Origin of the sequence: Enterobacter oligotrophicus (assembly GCF_009176645.1) — a bacterium.
In the GTDB taxonomy this organism is placed as follows: Bacteria; Pseudomonadota; Gammaproteobacteria; order Enterobacterales; family Enterobacteriaceae; genus Enterobacter; species Enterobacter oligotrophicus.
Window position 1 is genome coordinate 2,879,741 of record NZ_AP019007.1, and the last position, 17,614, is coordinate 2,897,354.

The following is a 17,614-nucleotide window of genomic DNA, read 5'->3' on the forward strand; positions in this document are numbered from 1 at the left end:
CCTTATATCCGAAACAGGTTGTACTCGTTGCACAACACCAGCACCGCCGGTTCGTCTTCTTCAATGTTGTTATAGCGGGCGATGGGCTGCAAAAAGTGGTTGTCGTGTTCGTCGTCGTTAACGGATGAGACTTCGCCCACCAGCACGTCGCCAAAGCCGCGTTCCCCCCAGAAGCTGTGGTACAGACCGGGCGTCAGGCAGATGCTTTCCCCTGGTGTGAGGCGTAGCTGGCTGCCGGGCGCGTGGGTCTGACGGCAGCCGTCGATCGTGACCGTCACGTCAGTGTTCTCGGTCTCTTCATGCGCGCCGGCATTCCATAACTCAATGATGAGGTTTCCACCGCCACGGTTGATGATGTCTTCCCGTTTACGCCAGTGAAAATGCATCGGCGTCACCTGGCCGTCGCGCACATGCATGATTTTTTCGGCATAGCACTTTTCATAGGGCACGCCGTTGGGGGACCCGTTGCGCAGAGTAAACAGCGTCAGGCCCTCTGCAGCGAAGTTGTTGCCACCAAATGCCGTCACGTCCCAGCCGAGCCTGAGGTCGAACACTTCCTGCCATGCGGCCGGGTCAAGCTGCTGCCATTTTGTTGGCGGAAAGCTGGCAAACGGTGGGAGATGCACATCATGCATGGAAAAGAATTGCCGCGTGTGGCCGAGGATTTCGTTAATTTCGGAGCGTTTCATGGGGACTCCTTCGATTATGTGCAAAATGTACCCCTCACCCCAGCCCTCTCCCCCAAAGGGAGAGGGTGTAATCGTTCCCTCTCCCTTTGGGGGAGAGGGTTAGGGTGAGGGGATTACTTAACCGTCCACCCCTTATACGTGCCGACGTTCTTTTTATCGATCATCGTCACCGGGATCAGCACAGGCTCTTTTGGTGCAGGTTTGCCCTGGAGAATGTCATAGCCAATCTCCACCGCTTTTGCCGCCATCACCTGCGGATCTTGCGCCGGGGTCGCCACAAACAGGGAGTTTTCCCGCTTCAGCGCTTCTTCACCATCCGGGGAACCATCCACGCCAACGATAAAGAACTCATTACGTTGCGCCTGTTTCGCCGCCAGATCGGCACCGATCGCCGTCGGATCGTTAATCGCGAACACGCCGTCGATCTTCGGATTCGCCGCCAGCAGGGAGGTCATCACTTCCAGACCGCCTTCACGGCTGCCTTTCGCGTTCTGGTTGTCCGAGAGCACTTTGATATCCGGGTGGCGTTTGAACTCGGTCTGACAGCCTTCCACGCGGTTTTGAACCGCAGAGACCGGCGGTCCGTTGATGATCACCACGTTGCCTTTGCCTTTCAGGCGGTCGGTAATGTACTTACAGGCCATCTCGCCTGCTTGGGTGTTATCGGAGGTGATGGTCGCATCGGCCCCTTCCGCCGCCACGTCAACCGCAACGACGACGATCCCCGCCTCTTTCGCGCGTTTCACCGCCGGGCCGATCCCTTTGGAATCTGCCGCGTTGAGGATGATCATGTCGACCTTAGCGGCAATAAAGTTGTCGATCTGCGCCACCTGTTGACCCAGATCGTAACCGCTGGAGACCAGCGTCACCTTGACGTTATCGCCCGCCAGCTTGCGCGCTTCCAGCTCGGCACCTTTGGTGATCTGCACGAAGAACGGGTTAGCCAGGTCACCCACCGTCACGCCGATGGATTTCAGATCTTTTGCCTGCGCAAACGGCGTTGCGGCCAGCAGCGCGCCAGCACAGAGCGCGGTCACTAAGGGCTTTAATCTCATGCTGTATTTCCTCACTCGTAGGGTTTTGTTGTTATGCACTTTGGTGGTGTCGGGTACGGTATTTGTCGATCAGCACCGCTATGATGATCACCGCCCCTTTGATCACCAGCTGCCAGAAGTAGGAGACGCCCATCAGCGTCATGCCGTTGTTAAGGGTGGCGATGATCAATGCGCCGACCAGCGTGCCGGTGATCGTGCCGATCCCGCCGACGAAGCTGGTGCCGCCGAGGATCACCGCCGCAATCGCATCCAGCTCATAACCCATGCCTAAATTGCCGTTGGCACTGTAGAGACGCGAGGCGCTCATCACGCCGCCTAAGCCTGAGAGCAGGCCGCTCATGCCATACACAAACAACAGCACCAGCCAGACCTTGATGCCGGTTAAGCGTGCCGCCTGCATGTTGCCGCCGACCGCGTAGATATGAACGCCCAGCGTGGTGCGGCGCAGAATGAACCAACAAATCACGATCACCGCAAGGGCGATCACCACCAGCCACGGCACGGGGCCGAGATAGTTATTGCCGATCCACTCGAAGCTGATACTGGAGTTGATCACCGTGGTCCCGTCTGCCAGCAGATATGCCGCGCCGCGCAGCGCCGTATAGGTGCCGAGGGTGACGATAAACGGCGGCAGCCCGGCAAAGGCGACCAGCGCGCCGTTGAACAGCCCCAGCACCATGCCGAGCATCAGCGCGGCCGGAATGGAGAGCATCGCGAATTCCGGGATAAGCGACACCACCATCGCCGCCACCGCCGTGGTACCCAGAATCGAGCCCACGGAGAGGTCAATCCCGCCGGTTAAAATGATGAAGGTCATCCCCGCCGCCAGCACGATGTTGATCGACGCCTGACGGGTAATGTTGAGCAGATTGCTCTCGGTGAAGAAGTTAGGGGCGATAAAGCCAAATACGGCCACAATCAGGATCAAAATCGGTAAAATGCCGACCGTTTGCATCAGATCGCTCATCAGCATTTTTTTGGCGGAGGCGGATTTCGCCACCTGCTGCGGATGGGTTGGAGTTGTCATGATTGCACCGCCTGATGATGAGTGTCGTTCACGCCGGTTGCCAGCGTCATAATGTTTTCCTGAGAGATGTCGCGCCCATGCAGTTCGCCCGCGATGCTGCCTTCCCGCATCACGTACACCCGGTCGCTCATGCCCACCACTTCCGGCAGCTCGCTGGAGATCATCAAAATCGCCACGCCTTTGCGCGCCATCTGGTTCATGATGCGGTAGATCTCGCTTTTCGCGCCGACGTCCACGCCGCGCGTAGGTTCGTCCAGAATCAGAATGCGCGGGCCGATCGCCACCCAGCGGGAGATCAGCAGTTTTTGCTGGTTGCCGCCGGAGAGTCCGCCCGCGCGCACCTGAGAATGCGGCACGCGAATGTTGAGCAGGGCGATGGCGTCATCGGAAATCGACTGCGCTTTTTTACGGTTAAGCATGCCGAAGGTGGCGTCGCGCTCCAGCGTCGCCATGGTGATGTTCTCCTGCGCCGCCAGTTCCAGAAACAGCCCCTGCTCCTTGCGGTTCTCGGTGAGAAAACCGATGCCGTTTTCGATGGCCGCGCGCGGGGAGTGGATCACCACCGGTTCGCCGTCGACCTCGATCATGCCGCCCGTGGCTTTGCGCACGCCGAAGATCAGCTGCGCCAGCTCGGAGCGTCCGGCCCCGACCAGCCCCGCCAGCCCGACGATTTCGCCGGAACGCACCTGCAAACTGCAGGGCAATACTTTTTTGCCATCGGTGAGGTGATGCACATTGAGGCGCGGGCTGCCGAGCGGGATATCACGCTCTTTGTTGAACAGGTCGCTGAGCGGTCGACCAACCATCATGCGCACCAGCTCTGACGCGTTCAGTTTGTCGCGCGTCAGGCTGCCGACGTATTGCCCGTCGCGCAGAACGCTGACGCGGTCAGAAAGTTCATAAACTTCCGCCATGCGGTGGCTGATGTAGATAATCGCCATGCCTTCATCGCGCAGGCGCAAAATCAGTTCGAACAGACGATGCGTTTCCCGCGAGGAGAGGGCGGCGGTGGGTTCATCCATCACCAGAATGCGGCTGTTGCGGTGCAGCGCGCGGGCGATTTCCACCTGCTGCTGCTCGGCGATGGTCAGCTTCATCACCAGATCGGTGGCGTTAAACTGCGCGCCGAGGCGGTCGATTACCGCCTGCGCCTGGGCGGCCATCTCTTTGCGTTGCACCAGCCCGCCGCGTGACAGCTCACTGCCGAGGAAGATATTTTCGGCGACGGTCAGATTGGGCGCGAGCTGCATCTCCTGATAAATCAAAGTAATGCCTGCGGCCAGGGCGTCTTTTGGCCCTCTGATATGAAACGGCTGGCCGTCGATCAGGATTTCGCCCCCGGTGGCGGTATAGGCCCCCGCGAGGATCTTCATCAGCGTGCTTTTTCCCGCACCGTTTTCCCCCATCAGCGCGTGGATCTCACCGGGGAAGACCGTCAAATCCACACCCTTGAGCGCGTGGAAATTGCCAAACGTTTTGGCAATGCTGCGCATCTCTAATACCGGGGTTCTGCTCATGGCGGATCTCCTGTGAATGTCGATATCTGCACTTCATCACAGGTGCGTAAATGCAAAATGTCAGAAGCCGTTCATATTTGTCATAGTTATGAATAGTTAATCGCCGTCACATTTCTCTTTTCCCTCTCCCTGTGGGAGAGGGCCAGGGTGAGGGCACCAAACCGCAGAGGAGCCCGAATACATGTCCCCACGTCCCCCGTTCTTCGCCAGCGCCCGAGGCCGCCTGCTGATTTTCAATCTGCTGGTGGTCGCCGTAACGCTGATGGTGAGCGGCGTGGCGGTGCTCGGCTTTCGCCATGCCAGCCAGATTCAGGAGCAGGTGCAGCAGCAAACGCTGGATGACATGACCGGCAGCATGAACCTTGCGCGTGACACGGCGAACGTGGCGACGGCGGCGGTGCGGCTTTCTCAGGTCGTGGGGGCGCTGGAGTACAAAGGCGAAGCGGACAGGCTGAAACAGTCTCAAACGGCACTGCGGCATTCGCTGGAGCAGCTTGCCGATGCGCCTCTGGCACAGCAGGAACCGGCGCTGGTGGCGAGAATTATTCGTCGCAGTAATGAATTACAGCAAAGCGTGACGGGGATGCTGGAGCGCGGGCAGCGACGCCATCTGGAGCGTAACGCGCTGCTCAGCTCGCTCTACCAGAGCCAGAGCTATCTGCGCCATCTGCAGGATATCAACCGTCGTTACGGCAGCAACGTGCCGGATGCGCGGCAGCTTATGGAAATGGATCGACTGATCGTTGCCGCTATCGGAACCCCTTCGCCGCGCGCTACGGTGCAGCAACTGGATACGGTGACGGCGACGTTGCCCCGCCGTGCGACGCAACCGGTGGTGGATTTTGTTCTGCCCGATTTTAACGACGAGCTGCGCAAACTCGCTCCGCTGTCGAAGCTGCTGGAAGAGAGCGATCTCTCTATCAGCTGGTATATGTTTCACATCAAAGCGCTGGTGGCGATACTCAACAGCGATATCAATCAGTATGTGGAACAGGTAGCGCGGGCCTCCACGTTGCGTACTGACCAGAGTCATCAGGAACTGCGCTCGATCAGCGTGTTTATCAGCGTGTTCGCGGTACTGGCGCTGATCATCACCGGCTGCGCCTGCTGGTATATCTACCGCAACCTTGGCTCCAACCTGACGGCCATTTCACGCGCGATGTCGCGGCTGGCTCACGGGGAGCCGGATGTGTCGGTGCCCGCATTGCAGCGGCGCGACGAGCTGGGTGAACTGGCGCGTGCGTTTAACGTTTTTGCCCGCAATACCGCATCGCTTGAGCACACCACGCGGCTGCTGAAAGAAAAGACTTCGCAGATGGAGATTGACCGCATCGAGCGTCAGGGACTGGAAGAGGCGCTGTTACATAGCCAGAAGATGAAGGCCGTCGGGCAACTGACGGGCGGGCTGGCGCATGATTTCAACAACCTGCTGGCGGTGATTATCGGCAGCCTGGAACTGACCGATCCGGACTCCCCGGATGCGCCGCGCATCACCCGCGCGCTGAAAGCGGCTGAGCGCGGAGCCATGTTGACCCAGCGTCTGCTGGCCTTCTCCCGTAAGCAGTCTCTGCATCCGCATGCGGTGGAGCTGAAACCGCTGCTGGAAAATCTCAGCGAGCTAATGCGCCATTCCTTACCTGCCACCATCACGCTGGAAATTGAAGCGCAATCTCCCGCATGGCCTGCGTGGATTGACGTCAGCCAGCTGGAAAACGCCATTATTAACCTGGTGATGAATGCCCGCGACGCGATGGAGGGGCAGGCTGGCGTGATAAAGATCCGCACCTGGAACCAGCGCGTGACCCGCAGTGACGGACGCCGGGAGGATATGGTGGCGCTGGAGGTTATCGATCACGGAAGCGGGATGTCACAGGAGGTGAAATCGCAGGTTTTTGAGCCGTTCTTCACCACCAAGCAGACCGGGAGTGGGAGCGGGTTAGGGCTGTCGATGGTGTATGGTTTTGTGCGCCAGTCAGGTGGACGCGTTGAGATCGAAAGTGCGCCGGGCCAGGGTACAACGGTGCGCCTCCAGTTGCCACGTTCGGCGCTTTCGGTTGTTCCTCATGATGAAACGCTGGCGACGACGGCAACCGTTGAAAGCGAGCAACTGGTGCTGGTGCTGGAAGATGAAGCCGATGTTCGCCAGACCCTGTGCGAGCAACTTCATCAGCTTGGTTACCTCACGCTTGAAGCGGAAAGCGGTGAGCAGGCGCTGAAGATGCTGGAGATATCGCCAGACATTGGCATGTTTATCAGCGACTTAATGCTGCCGGGAAGCCTGAGCGGTGCCGAAGTGATTCACCAGGTGCGCAGCCATCATCCGCAGCTACCGGTGCTGCTGATCAGCGGGCAGGATCTCCGTCCGGCGAATAACCCGCAGCTACCGGACGTGGAACAGCTGCGTAAGCCGTTTACCCGTGTACAGCTGGCGCAGGCGCTGCGCAAGGTGATGACATAAACTGACAGCGCGCCAGTGTCGCCGCGCCCTGTGCGCCGTTAAAGGCTGATGACGATGCGGTGATAAAGCGCACAGCCTCATACGGCAGCGGACGCCGCAGATGCTGTTTTATCCCGGCAATCAGCGTTTCGCGCGGGAAGGCGTCCATGTCCATCACCCCACCGCCAAGGATCACTGCGTCCGGGTCGAACAGATTGATGCTGGTGGCGATAGCGCGAGCTGCATGAGCCAGCAGTTGCTGCACAAAGGGTTCATCACGCGCGACGGTAAAAATTTCACCAATCGCATACTCACGCGGCTGCTGTTCATACCATCGTTTCAGCGCGATGCCGGAGCAGACGGTTTCCAGACATCCCGTGTTGCCACAGCCGCAATGACGGGTCATATCGCCTTGTGGAATGTGCCCGAGTTCGCCTGCTACGCCATGAGCGCCGGTCCAGGGGGCACCGTTCAGCCAGATGGCAAATCCCATACCCGTACCGAGATAAGCCGCCAGCACCTGTTGATGCTGCAGGTTGTGCTGCACGACGTCAAACGAGAGCTGCAGGTTAACATCGCGGGAAAACTCTACCGGGCAGCTCAGCGCATCTTCCAGCTTACCTGCCAGGTCGAACAGTTCTGTTGCCTGAAGCGGCAGATTTGGCGTAGAGATAATGGTGCGTTTATCTTTGCCCACGAGCGCCGGGAAGCCCATCATCAGACCGCGACAGCGAACCTGAAAATGCTGCAACTGCGCGTTAATCATTTCCGTGACGCCAATGACCACGCCAGAGCTGATGACCTCTGACGTTCGTTGTTTCTCGCAGTGGATCACAGTGCCATCGCCTGTTTGCAGGCAAAAACGGATATGGGTTGCCCCCATATCCACTCCGGCGACAACATCAGGCTGTTTTTGCATGAGGAACGCCCTCGTTTCTTGCCGACAGGATCTGTCCGGCCATCAATTGCCATGCATCACTGATATTTTCTGCATGGTTAAACAGGCCGGATGTCCCGACGATAAAGACGTCTGCCCCGGCGGCCATCAGTTTTTTATACGTAGCCTGATTGCAGGAGCCGTCGATCTCAATCTCATAGCTCAACCCTTCGCGTTCGCGCCAGGCTTTCAGTTCCGCAATTTTATCCAGCATTTCCGGAATGAACGGCTGACCAGCAAAGCCGGGATCGACGGTCATAACGGTAATTTTGTCTGCCTTGTGAATATAGTATTTCATTGCCTCAACCGGAGTTTCTGGATTGAGGATCAGCCCGACTTTCATGCCATGACGGCGAATTTCATCTATCAGGCGAAAGGCCTGGCCGTTGATCGTTTCGGGGTGCAGGGTGATGAAATCCGCTCCAGCCTGTGCCAACTGGCTAATGTAATCCTGCGGACGTGTCACCATCAGATGACAGTCCAGCGGTTTGGTGGCGAGCTTCTTCACCTGGCCGACAAAGAATGGCGACAGCGTCAGGTTTGGCACAAAATGGCCGTCCATGATGTCGATATGGAAGTAATCCGCGTGCTGGTCAATGAATTCAATCTGTTCTTTGAATTTCAGTAGATCCATACACATCAGGGAGGGTGATATTTTCATTGTGAATTCCTTACTTACTGATCAATCTATCGAGGGCGACAGCGGCAATAATCAACCCGCCCATCACCACCAGCTGGTAATAGGTTTGAACCTGTAAAATGTTGAGCCCGTTATTGATGGTGCCGATGATGAGACCGCCAATCACGACTGAGAAGATGCGACCTTTGCCACCGAAGAAGCTGGTGCCGCCAATGATGGCACTGGCGATGGCGTAGGTTTCAAACCCCATCCCGGCTAACGGCTCTGCAGCACCCAGACGAGCGGTGGAGACCACGCCCGCCAGCCCGGCACACACACCAGAAATGATAAAGACCACCAGCATGTGAAACTTCACGTCGATACCGGAGTAGAACGCCGAGTTTTTATTGCCTCCCAGCGCGTAGATGTTGCGTCCCAGCCGCATGCGGGTTGTGAGGAACCAGAGGATCACGGCCACTATGAGCGAGAAAATGACCGGTACGGGAACGCCTAATACGCTGGCGGCAAAGAAGTTCACAAAGTCAAATGAGAAGCCGTACACCGAGTTAGCATCGGAGATCACCAGCGTAATGCCACGGAAAATGGCGTTGGTGCCAAGGGTGATAATAAATGGATGCAGCCCGGTCCAGTTCACAAGACAGCCGTTAATCGCCCCCAGTGCGCCGCCGACCAGCACGCCGCCAATCAGAGCCGCGAGGAACGGATCGACGCCAGCCAGCATCAGCTTTGCTGTCACCATACCGGAAAGCGCAAGGATAGCCCCGACGGAGAGGTCAATACCTGCGACCAGGATGGCAAAGAATTCGCCCATTCCAATCAGCACCGTCACTGAACTTTGCACAAAAATCTGCGTGATATTATTGGTGGTCAGAAAGTATTCCGACGACAGCGTGCCAAAGATGGCAACGATGATCGCGAGGATGAAAAAAGTGCCGTACTTGTCCCAGAACAGCGCGAAATTAAACGGCTTTTTCTCATCCATATTGCCTTTCACTCTTGTGGTAATGCCCATGCCATGATCTCCTCTTCGCCCATGTCGTCGCGATTGGTCAGGATTTGCGTCAGTCGCCCTTCGCAGAACACGGCGATGCGGTCGCAGACGGCGATAATTTCAGGTAGCTCGGATGACACCATCAGGATGACCTTGCCTTCGTCAGCCAACTGGCGCATCACCTTGTAGATTTCGGCCTTGGCACCGACGTCAATGCCGCGGGTGGGCTCATCAAAAATGATGACGTCCGGGTTGCAGCATAGCCATTTGGAAATCAGTACCTTTTGCTGATTACCGCCGGAGAGTTCGGTGATGTTCTGTTCAACGTTATGGCATTTCAGCCCCAGCAACTGGCGCTGTACTTCGGCAGTTTTTTGCTCCTCGCTTTCGCGAAACAGCCCCATTGCTCCCTTGTAGCCGCCATTTTTCAGGCTGTGGCTCACTGCCATATTCTGGGCGATAGAAAAATTGGGGAAAAAGCCGTTTTCCCGGCGGCTTTCGGTGATGTAGGCCATTCCTTTTTTCAGGGCATCCAGCGGTGAACGAGGGGAGATGGTTTTGCCATTGAGGCGTATTTCGCCGCTCGCGCGTTTATCCACGCCGAACAGGCAGTTCATGAGTTCGGTCCGGCCGGAGCCGACTAACCCTGCGAAACCGAGGATTTCGCCGCGATTCACGCTAAACGAGATATCACGCACTTTTTTCTTATCGCGGCTGGTGACGTTTTTCACTTCAAAAACGGTGTCGCGTTCGATGTTGCCGGTGCTCTCTTTCATCGCATTAAAGCGGTTTTGCAGCTCGCGACCGACCATCAGACGCACAATGTCATCGTTTGTCACATCGCTGACCATGCCGCTGCAGACGCTGCTGCCGTCTTTCATCACCGTGTAGCGATCACAAATCCGACGAATTTCTGCCAGCTTATGCGAGATATACACAATGGCGGTGCCTTCTTTTCGCAACTGATTCATGATCAGAAACAGATAGTCCACCTCTTTATTGGTTAAGGAAGAGGTGGGTTCATCCATGATGATCACTCTGGCGTTGAGCATTAAGGTTTTGGCAATTTCCAGCATCTGTTTGTGGCTGATGGATAAATTCGCTACCTTTTCATCTAAATCGACTTTTAATCCGACGCGTAAGAGCATCATTGCGCCGCGAATGCGCATCTCTTTCCAGTCGATAATTGTGACGCCGCAGACCTTTTTCGTCAGATGTCGGCCAATATATAAATTCTCCAGCACCGTTAATTCATCAATGACGCTGAGTTCCTGATAAATAATTCCGATGCCCAGCTGGGCGGCTAGTTTATGATCGAGTTTGTCGTAATGGGTTTCATTAATCGTAATAGTGCCTTTGGTCGGTTCATGTATTCCCGACAATACTTTCATTAAGGTTGATTTACCGGCACCGTTTTCCCCTAATAATGCGTGGATCTCGTGAGGAAATATCGTTAAATCAACCGATTTTAATGCGTGAACCGGACCAAAGGATTTGCCGATCCCCGCCATCGAAATATATGGCGTGACCATGTTTACTCCTTATTTTTTCACCCTCTCCCTGTGGGAGAGGATGGGGTAAGGGCATCAATCTGCACAAAGTCTGCGTTATTTCGTTACGAGAATTGAATCCACCAGCTTGAATTCAGGTGCTTTTTCCAGTGGGATCACCTTTCCGGTTTTCGCCGCATCTACCATCAGTTTCAACCCTGTCGCACCGATATCCGCTGGGTTTTGTGCGACGGTAGCGGTCATTTGCCCGGCATCGACCATCTTGCGGGCTTCCGGGATACCGTCTGTGCCAACCACCAGAATATTGCCCGTTTTACCAGCGTTTGCTACAGCCTGCGCTACGCCCATTGCCATAGTGTCGTTTGCGCAGTAGAACGCTTTGAGATTCGGGTTACGTTGCAGAACGTTGGTTGCCACATCCAGGGCTTTAATGCGATCCCAGTCTGCAGGCTGGCTGGCAACAAGTTTGATTTGGCTTGCTTTTTTGAAGGCATCGGTTGCGCCATTGCGCCGTGCTTCGCCCGATGCGTTACCCGCTTTCCCTTCGATAATCGCCACTTCACCGCCCTGTGCGCCGAGCTTATCAATAATAAACGCGGCACCTTTTGCCCCGACGGCCACGTTATCCGTGGTGACGAAACCTTCCACGTTACCGCCCGCTTTTTTCAGGTTATCCATGTCGATTTTCTCATCGAGATTCACCAGATAAATCCCCTTTTGCCAGGCGCGCGCCACGGGCATCACCAGATTTACCGAGGAGAGAGGGGCGAAAGCAATACCTTTATAATTCTTGTTACTCAAGTCTTCGAAAAGCTGTAATTGAGACTGAAAATCCCCTTCCGATGGTGAGGCAAAAATATCAACGCTCACCCCCAGGGTTTTAGCCTCATCTTCAATCCCTTTCTTCATATCTACCCAGAATGGATTGGAGAGCGTTTTTAATACCACCGCATATTCCGCAGCAGCAAATACGCTGGTGGATAACATTAAGCCCATAACGGTGCCGCTGAAATATTTCAGATATTTATTCATAGCAGTGTTCTCAACGTAGGGTACATTTTTGTTAATCCCGCAGGTGCGGGATTAACCTTTTTGTTTACTTCAGTGCGCCAGGAGAAAAGAAATCCACAATAGCGCCTGTTTTTTGCATATTTAATGTGGCCTGTTCTATATTTTGTTGTGCAACGGAAACAAATAATGCATCTAATAATGTGAGTTGTAATATACGCGCTGAGGCGTTACGCCCTAATAAAGGGGTCTCTGGTGCTGGCGAACAAATAATATAATCTGCAAGTTTGGCTATCGGAGAATGATAACTGTGGGTAATACAGATAATTTTCGCGCCGTTTTTTTTGGCTAACTCTACAGCGGCTTTTACATCGCTGGTGCGCCCGGAGTGCGACACCACCAGCACCACATCTCCTTCTTTCAGCAGTGAGGCAGACATCATCATGATGTGCGCGTCCTGATAGGACTGGCAGCGCACGCCAATACGTAAAAACTTGTGCTGGATGTCGGCACAAATGGCATTGGAGCCGCCGACACCGTACAGATCGCGCTGGTTTGCTTGGGCAAAGAAGCGGGCCGCGCGGTGTATTTCATCCACATTGACAATGGACTGGCCTTCCATAATCGTGCGCAGGGTAATGTTGAACACTTTGTTAACCACATCCTGCGGCGCTTCATCAAAGGCCAGCTCTGCGGGCAGCACCTGTTCAGATTGCGAAAAGTAGTCAATCAGTGCTGCACGCAGGTTACGAAAACCGCTAAAACCGAGCAGTTTTGCCACCTTAACGATCATGGCTTCCGAGACCATCAGCGTCTCAGCTACATCTTTAATCGCTGGCGCACCGCTCAGATTCCCTGGCTGAAGCAACCAGTCAACAATTCGGCTTTCGTTATCCGTCATCCCTTCCTGCCTCATGCGCAGGTAAGGTGCCAGGCCGATGCCATTAGGCAGCTCTTTTTCAAATTCTGGCTGGCTCATCGCTCTCTTTTGTCCTTAACAATGAAGACGACACTATATCACCACATCATTCCTGAGAAATATGCTGATAACTTCACAAAATTTATAAATTCATAAAGTTTTATTTTTCGTGAAGTTTGTGTTTTCAGTGATTTTTTAATGCCTTTTAAAATCAAGAAATTATCTCATTGCTGGGTAAGAATATCTCCCAGGGTAAGCGCGTTATGCGATCAGGATGCTATTGAAATGTGAAAGTCAGGCGTGTAGAACACAGAGCAATACGATGGTTTTGGCGGTTTATTGCACAAATTACCGGTCTTAAATCACAAAACTCATCATGTTTGTAAAGTTAACTCACATGAGGCACACCATGAAAAGGATTGCGTTCGGCTGCGATCACATTGGTTTTATTCTAAAAGAGGACATTCTGGCTCACCTGCACGCACGTGGTGTGGAGGTGAAAGATAAGGGCGCATGGTCTTCTGAACGAACGGACTATCCGCACTACGCCAGTTCCGTTGCACAGTCCATTCTCGATAATGAGGTCGACGGCGGTATTTTGATCTGCGGCACTGGCGTTGGGATCTCGATTACGGCCAATAAATTCCCCGGTATTCGCGCGGTGGTCTGTAGCGAACCCTATTCTGCGCAGCTTTCCCGTCAACATAATAATACTAACGTGCTGGCATTTGGCTCGCGCGTGGTCGGGCTGGAGCTGGCAAAAATGATTGTCGATGCCTGGCTGGATGCTGAGTTTGAGGGTGGAAGACATCAGGTGCGAGTCGACGCGATTGCGGCAATTGAACAGGCGCAGAATTGAGATTCCTCCGCTACCTCTCGCTCCAGTCGTTCATTACCGTAAAGCCAGCCCACCTGCGAGACTGGCTTTATGAAACATTACTCAACCGCGTTGTTATTTGCTCTGCTGTCACTCACCAGCCAACTGGCTCACGCCGACATTATTGATGATGCCATCGGTAATATTCAGCAGGCGATCAACGATGCCTATAACCCCAGCAGCCGTAATGACAACGATCGTTACGATCGCGACCGCCAAACCGACGGCCGGCAGTACGACGATCGTCGCCGGCAGTTAGAAGACCGACGCCAGCGCTTAGATGAGCGTCAGCGACAGCTTGATGACGATCGGCGTCGTCTGGAAGATGACGAGCGCAGGCTGGAAGAAGATTACGACCGAGGCTAAAGCCTGGTGGCGCTTTGCTTACGCAGGCCTACAAAACCCTGGATCGTAGGCCGGGTAAGGCGCAGCCGCCACCCGGCAAAACTAGTCCAGCACAAGCACCATTCCGTCATATCCCGCTTCAATACCCTCCGGTAGCGGGTTATTCATCATCCACACGTCAAACTGATGGCTGATGTGGGTAAGAATCACCTGTGGGCAGCCAACCACCTCATTCAGCGCAATCACGGTGTTTAAATCACAATGGTTGCGCGGCGTTTCAGCGCGCGGTTCGTGGCTGCAGTCGATGATCATCGCCTGCGGCTGGTTGTTGAGCAGGAATTTCACCGTTTTTTCCGGCAGTCCGGCAGTATCAGAAAGCCACGCCACGCGGCTGTGGGCGGATTCCAGCAGATACCCGAACGTGAGTTTTGAATGATTGAGCGGCAGCGGCGTAACCCGCAGTCCCTGGAGTTCAAATACCACAAACGGCTCCAGCGTATGGCTGAAATCCAGCAGCCCCGGATGTTTAAACAGGTCATCGCATCCTGCGTCGTCCGGCGGGCCGTAGACCGGAATCGTCGCCCCTACGCCCCAGCGTAAAGGGAACAGCCCCTGGACGTGATCCATATGATAATGCGTGAGCAAAAACTGCTGAAAGCTGCCCGCGGGCCAGTCGTCCATCAGGTGCGGAATGCCCGCGTCCAGCAAGGTGACTGCATCGTTGAATTTGACCACCGCGCTGCAGGGGCGACGGCGATAGTTTTCCTGCAAGCGCGCCCGGCGACACGCCGCGCAATCGCAGCCAAACACCGGCACCAGCTGTGCCCCTCCGGTTCCTGTCAGTGTGATAGTCAGACTCATAACGCACCTCTACAGCGGTTTGGTGAATCGGAAATGGCTCTGGGTATATCCTTCTCGCACGTAAAAACGGTGCGCGTCCACGCGCTTCACGCTGGTGGAGAGTTCAGTCAGCTCAGCCCCGGCCTGTCGCGCAACGTCTTCCGCCCAGGCGAGCAACTGACTGCCCACCTTTAGCCCGCGTGCCTGCGGCATCACCACCAGCTCCTGGATCTCGCCGATCCAGCGCGCGTGATGCAGGTGAAACTGCATGTGCAGGCCGATCATGCCGATGACCTGCCCGTCCAGTTCGGCAAGCTGGTAACGCATGTTGTGATCCTGCAGATTGGCAAGATAGCCCGTATGAAACGCCTGGTGATCGAACTCTGCCTGCTTAAGCTCGCAGATCAGGGCGTAAACCGTCTGCGCGTCATCGGCAGTGGCGGGGCGAAGCTGGCAGTCAGGCATGCTGTTTCTCCTTCTGACGGATAAGCGATAAAAAGTTATCGACTGACTGTAGCAAACTTCCGTCGTTATTGAGGACATGACAGCCCGACGGGGTGTAGCGCGCTGCTCGCTCCAGCCGCTGCTCGATTTCCCGCGCGTTTTCTCGTCCCCGGTTTTGCAGACGGCTACGCAGAACTTCCGGCGAAACCTGCAGGCAGACCGGCAGCAGCGCCGCTTCATACCGGGCTTTGGCCTGTGGCAGATGCGCGCGCGAACCGTTGACCAGTACGTCGAAACCTGCGTGCAGCCAGAGGTCGATCTCAATGCCGACGCCGTAGTAAAAGCCGTTCGCATGCCAGCTCAATGCCAGCAGGTTTTGTCCGGCGCGGATAAAAAACTCCTGCTCGCTCAGAGCGATATGGTTCTCACTTCCGGCGTTGGCCGCGCGGGTGATGTAGCGATGCGCCACCAGCAGCTGTGAATGTTCGCGCTGCCGGAGTGCGGACAACAGGCTGTCTTTACCGGAGCCGGACGGCCCCATTAACCAGATGAGTCTTCCCATCAGAACACCCTTTTTCCCTGACGCCAGACGTGGTCGATATGGATGTGTTCACCTTTACGGTGGGCCAGCACCAGATCTGCCCGTTTCCCCTCGGCAATTTCACCGCGATCGTGAAGATTAAGCGCGGAGGCCGGGTTTTTCGTCACCAGGCGAATCGCCTGCGGCAGCGTGAAGCTGTTGCCTTCGTCGTCCGCGACGCGGAATGCCGCATCCAGCAGGCTGGCGGGGTAGTAGTCGGAAGAGAGGATATCCAGCAGGCCGAGCGAGGCGAGTTTACTTGCCGCCACGTTACCGGAGTGCGAACCGCCGCGCACGATGTTCGGTGCGCCCATCAGTACGTTCATGCCGTGTTTGCGGGAGGCTTCAGCTGCCTCAAACGTGGTGGGAAATTCGGCGATCACGCTGCCAAGCTGGTGGGATTCGCGTACATGATCGTGCGTAGCGTCGTCATGACTGGCTAACGCAATATTGCGGTCCCGGCATATCGCGGCAATGGAGAGGCGGTTCGGCTGCGACCACTGAGCCGCAAGTTGAAGCTGTTCTTTTTCGTAGCGCGCCATCTCTGCGTCACTGAGAGAATATTTGCCCTGATAGTATTCGCGATACTTTTCGATGTTGGCGAACTGGCGCTGCCCCGGCGAATGGTCCATCAGCGAAACCAGCGAGACAGGTTCGCGGCCGACCAGTTTTTCAAACAGCGGCAGCGTGGTGTGGTGCGGGAGTTCACAGCGCAGGTGAAGGCGATGCTCGGCACGGTTGAGGCCGCGCTTTTGCGTCTCTTCCACGGCGTTGATCATCTTCTCCAGGTTCTCCAGACGATCGCCGCCGTCGCGCACGTCGCCGATCGCCACCGCGTCCAGCACCGTAGTGATGCCGCTGGCGACCATCAGCGCGTCGTGGCTGCTCATCGCCGAATGGGCTGGCCAGTCGACCTTCGGGCGCGGGGTGAAGAATTTGTCCAGATTGTCGGTATGCAGCTCAATCAGTCCCGGCAACAGCCAGCCCCCTTCGCCGTCCATCGCCTCGGGTGAACGGCTCTGGGTTTCAGCAAAGGCGCGGATCACCCCGTCCTGAATTTCAATCGAGCCGCCTACCACCTCATTTTCCAGCACCAGCCTGACGTTATTAATAATCATACGTTTGTCCCCATCGGGTGCAATCTGTCTGCTACACGGGTGCGAACGGTTTCATCGTGGAAGATCCCGACGATCGCCGCCCCGCGAGCCTTAGCCTGCTCGATCAGCTCAACCACTGCCGCGCTGTTTTTGTTGTCCAGCGAGGCGGTGGGTTCATCGAGCAGGAGAATCGGGTAATCAACGATAAAACCACGCGCGATATTGACGCGCTGCTGCTCGCCGCCGGAAAAGGTCGACGGGGCAAGGTGCCACAGACGTTCCGGCACGTTAAGGCGCGTCAGCAGGCTGGCGGCTTTGGCGGCGCAGGTTTCACGCGGCACGCCGAGATCCAGCAGAGGCTGCATCACCACGTCCAGCGCGGAGATCCGCGGGATCACCCGCAAAAACTGGCTGACCCAGCCGATCGTCGAGCGGCGTACTTCCAGCACCTTGCGCGCCGGGGCCTGGACCAGATCGACCCATTCATCATTGTGGCGAATGCGGATGTGGCCTTCGTCCGGCAGGTAGTTGGCATACAGGGAGCGCAGCAGGGTCGATTTTCCGCTGCCGGAGTGGCCGTGCAGCACCACGCATTCGCCGCTGCTGACCTCTAACGAGGCATTTTGCAGCACCGGCAGGCGCACGCCGTTTTGCTGGTGGAGCACAAAGGTCTTACTGACATTTTCAACGTGGATCATTT

Annotated in this window: 18 protein-coding genes; 3 read left to right on the forward strand and 15 right to left on the reverse strand. The window is 55.9% G+C overall.

Features of this window, described 5'->3' with window-relative positions:
* Nucleotides 1–2 precede the first annotated feature (2 nt).
* The 4 genes from EoCCA6_RS13805 to EoCCA6_RS13820 all read right to left on the reverse strand — a co-directional run bounded on the left by EoCCA6_RS13805 (nt 3) and on the right by EoCCA6_RS13820 (nt 4,288).
* On the reverse strand, nt 3–689 hold the full coding sequence (locus tag EoCCA6_RS13805; protein WP_152083127.1) for a D-lyxose/D-mannose isomerase: 687 nt from the start codon (nt 687–689) through the stop codon (nt 3–5).
* Between the two features lie 113 nt (nt 690–802).
* On the reverse strand, nt 803–1,744 hold the full coding sequence (locus EoCCA6_RS13810; RefSeq protein ID WP_152083128.1) for an ABC transporter substrate-binding protein: 942 nt from the start codon (nt 1,742–1,744) through the stop codon (nt 803–805).
* A gap of 31 nt (nt 1,745–1,775) precedes the next feature.
* The gene (locus EoCCA6_RS13815) at nt 1,776–2,771 is read right to left on the reverse strand and encodes an ABC transporter permease subunit (protein ID WP_152083129.1); all 996 of its coding nucleotides are present in this window, start codon (nt 2,769–2,771) and stop codon (nt 1,776–1,778) included.
* Nucleotides 2,768–4,288: a sugar ABC transporter ATP-binding protein gene (locus EoCCA6_RS13820; protein ID WP_152083130.1), complete on the reverse strand. Its 1,521-nt coding sequence runs from the start codon at nt 4,286–4,288 to the stop codon at nt 2,768–2,770. The genes EoCCA6_RS13815 and EoCCA6_RS13820 overlap by 4 nt, the downstream gene beginning before the upstream one ends.
* A gap of 181 nt (nt 4,289–4,469) precedes the next feature.
* Here EoCCA6_RS13820 and EoCCA6_RS13825 point away from each other — a divergent pair, with 181 nt between their 5' ends.
* Entirely contained in the window at nt 4,470–6,746 is a 2,277-nt protein-coding gene (locus EoCCA6_RS13825) for an ATP-binding protein (protein WP_152083131.1), read from the forward strand.
* Here EoCCA6_RS13825 and alsK read toward each other — a convergent pair.
* The 6 genes from alsK to EoCCA6_RS13855 all read right to left on the reverse strand — a co-directional run bounded on the left by alsK (nt 6,700) and on the right by EoCCA6_RS13855 (nt 12,791).
* Entirely contained in the window at nt 6,700–7,644 is a 945-nt protein-coding gene (alsK, locus tag EoCCA6_RS13830) for an allose kinase (RefSeq protein ID WP_152083132.1), read from the reverse strand. The two genes, EoCCA6_RS13825 and alsK, sit on opposite strands and share 47 nt — an antisense overlap.
* Nucleotides 7,628–8,323, reverse strand: a complete 696-nt coding sequence (alsE, locus tag EoCCA6_RS13835; RefSeq protein ID WP_152083133.1) for a D-allulose 6-phosphate 3-epimerase — start codon at nt 8,321–8,323, stop codon at nt 7,628–7,630. Before alsE ends, alsK begins: the two co-directional genes overlap by 17 nt.
* Before the next feature lie 10 nt (nt 8,324–8,333).
* Entirely contained in the window at nt 8,334–9,314 is a 981-nt protein-coding gene (gene alsC / locus EoCCA6_RS13840; RefSeq protein WP_152083134.1) for a D-allose ABC transporter permease, read from the reverse strand.
* On the reverse strand, nt 9,293–10,825 hold the full coding sequence (gene alsA, locus EoCCA6_RS13845; protein ID WP_152083135.1) for a D-allose ABC transporter ATP-binding protein AlsA: 1,533 nt from the start codon (nt 10,823–10,825) through the stop codon (nt 9,293–9,295). The genes alsC and alsA overlap by 22 nt, the downstream gene beginning before the upstream one ends.
* A gap of 75 nt (nt 10,826–10,900) precedes the next feature.
* Nucleotides 10,901–11,836, reverse strand: a complete 936-nt coding sequence (alsB, locus tag EoCCA6_RS13850; protein ID WP_152083136.1) for a D-allose transporter substrate-binding protein — start codon at nt 11,834–11,836, stop codon at nt 10,901–10,903.
* A gap of 64 nt (nt 11,837–11,900) precedes the next feature.
* On the reverse strand, nt 11,901–12,791 hold the full coding sequence (locus tag EoCCA6_RS13855; RefSeq protein WP_152083137.1) for a MurR/RpiR family transcriptional regulator: 891 nt from the start codon (nt 12,789–12,791) through the stop codon (nt 11,901–11,903).
* A gap of 349 nt (nt 12,792–13,140) precedes the next feature.
* Here EoCCA6_RS13855 and rpiB point away from each other — a divergent pair, with 349 nt between their 5' ends.
* Nucleotides 13,141–13,590, forward strand: coding sequence for a bifunctional allose-6-phosphate isomerase/ribose-5-phosphate isomerase RpiB (gene rpiB / locus EoCCA6_RS13860; RefSeq protein WP_152083138.1), 450 nt, complete (start codon nt 13,141–13,143; stop codon nt 13,588–13,590).
* A 69-nt stretch (nt 13,591–13,659) separates the two neighbouring features.
* Entirely contained in the window at nt 13,660–13,974 is a 315-nt protein-coding gene (gene yjdP, locus EoCCA6_RS13865) for a DDRRRQL repeat protein YjdP (RefSeq protein ID WP_152083139.1), read from the forward strand.
* A gap of 81 nt (nt 13,975–14,055) precedes the next feature.
* On the opposite strand, the gene phnP is transcribed toward yjdP, so the two are convergent.
* From phnP to phnL, 5 genes are read right to left on the reverse strand one after another with little or no spacing between them, the layout of a single operon-like run.
* A complete protein-coding gene (phnP, locus tag EoCCA6_RS13870; RefSeq protein ID WP_152083140.1) occupies nt 14,056–14,814 on the reverse strand; it encodes a phosphonate metabolism protein PhnP in 759 nt (252 codons plus the stop codon).
* A gap of 9 nt (nt 14,815–14,823) precedes the next feature.
* Nucleotides 14,824–15,258 carry an aminoalkylphosphonate N-acetyltransferase gene (gene phnO, locus EoCCA6_RS13875; RefSeq protein WP_152083141.1) on the reverse strand — a complete coding sequence of 145 codons (435 nt, stop codon included), beginning with the start codon at nt 15,256–15,258 and terminating at the stop codon, nt 14,824–14,826.
* A complete protein-coding gene (phnN, locus tag EoCCA6_RS13880; RefSeq protein WP_152083142.1) occupies nt 15,251–15,802 on the reverse strand; it encodes a ribose 1,5-bisphosphokinase in 552 nt (183 codons plus the stop codon). Before phnN ends, phnO begins: the two co-directional genes overlap by 8 nt.
* The gene (phnM, locus tag EoCCA6_RS13885) at nt 15,799–16,935 is read right to left on the reverse strand and encodes an alpha-D-ribose 1-methylphosphonate 5-triphosphate diphosphatase (protein ID WP_152083143.1); all 1,137 of its coding nucleotides are present in this window, start codon (nt 16,933–16,935) and stop codon (nt 15,799–15,801) included. Before phnM ends, phnN begins: the two co-directional genes overlap by 4 nt.
* Nucleotides 16,932–17,612, reverse strand: coding sequence for a phosphonate C-P lyase system protein PhnL (phnL, locus tag EoCCA6_RS13890; RefSeq protein ID WP_152083144.1), 681 nt, complete (start codon nt 17,610–17,612; stop codon nt 16,932–16,934). Before phnL ends, phnM begins: the two co-directional genes overlap by 4 nt.
* Nucleotides 17,613–17,614: the final 2 nt, after the last annotated feature.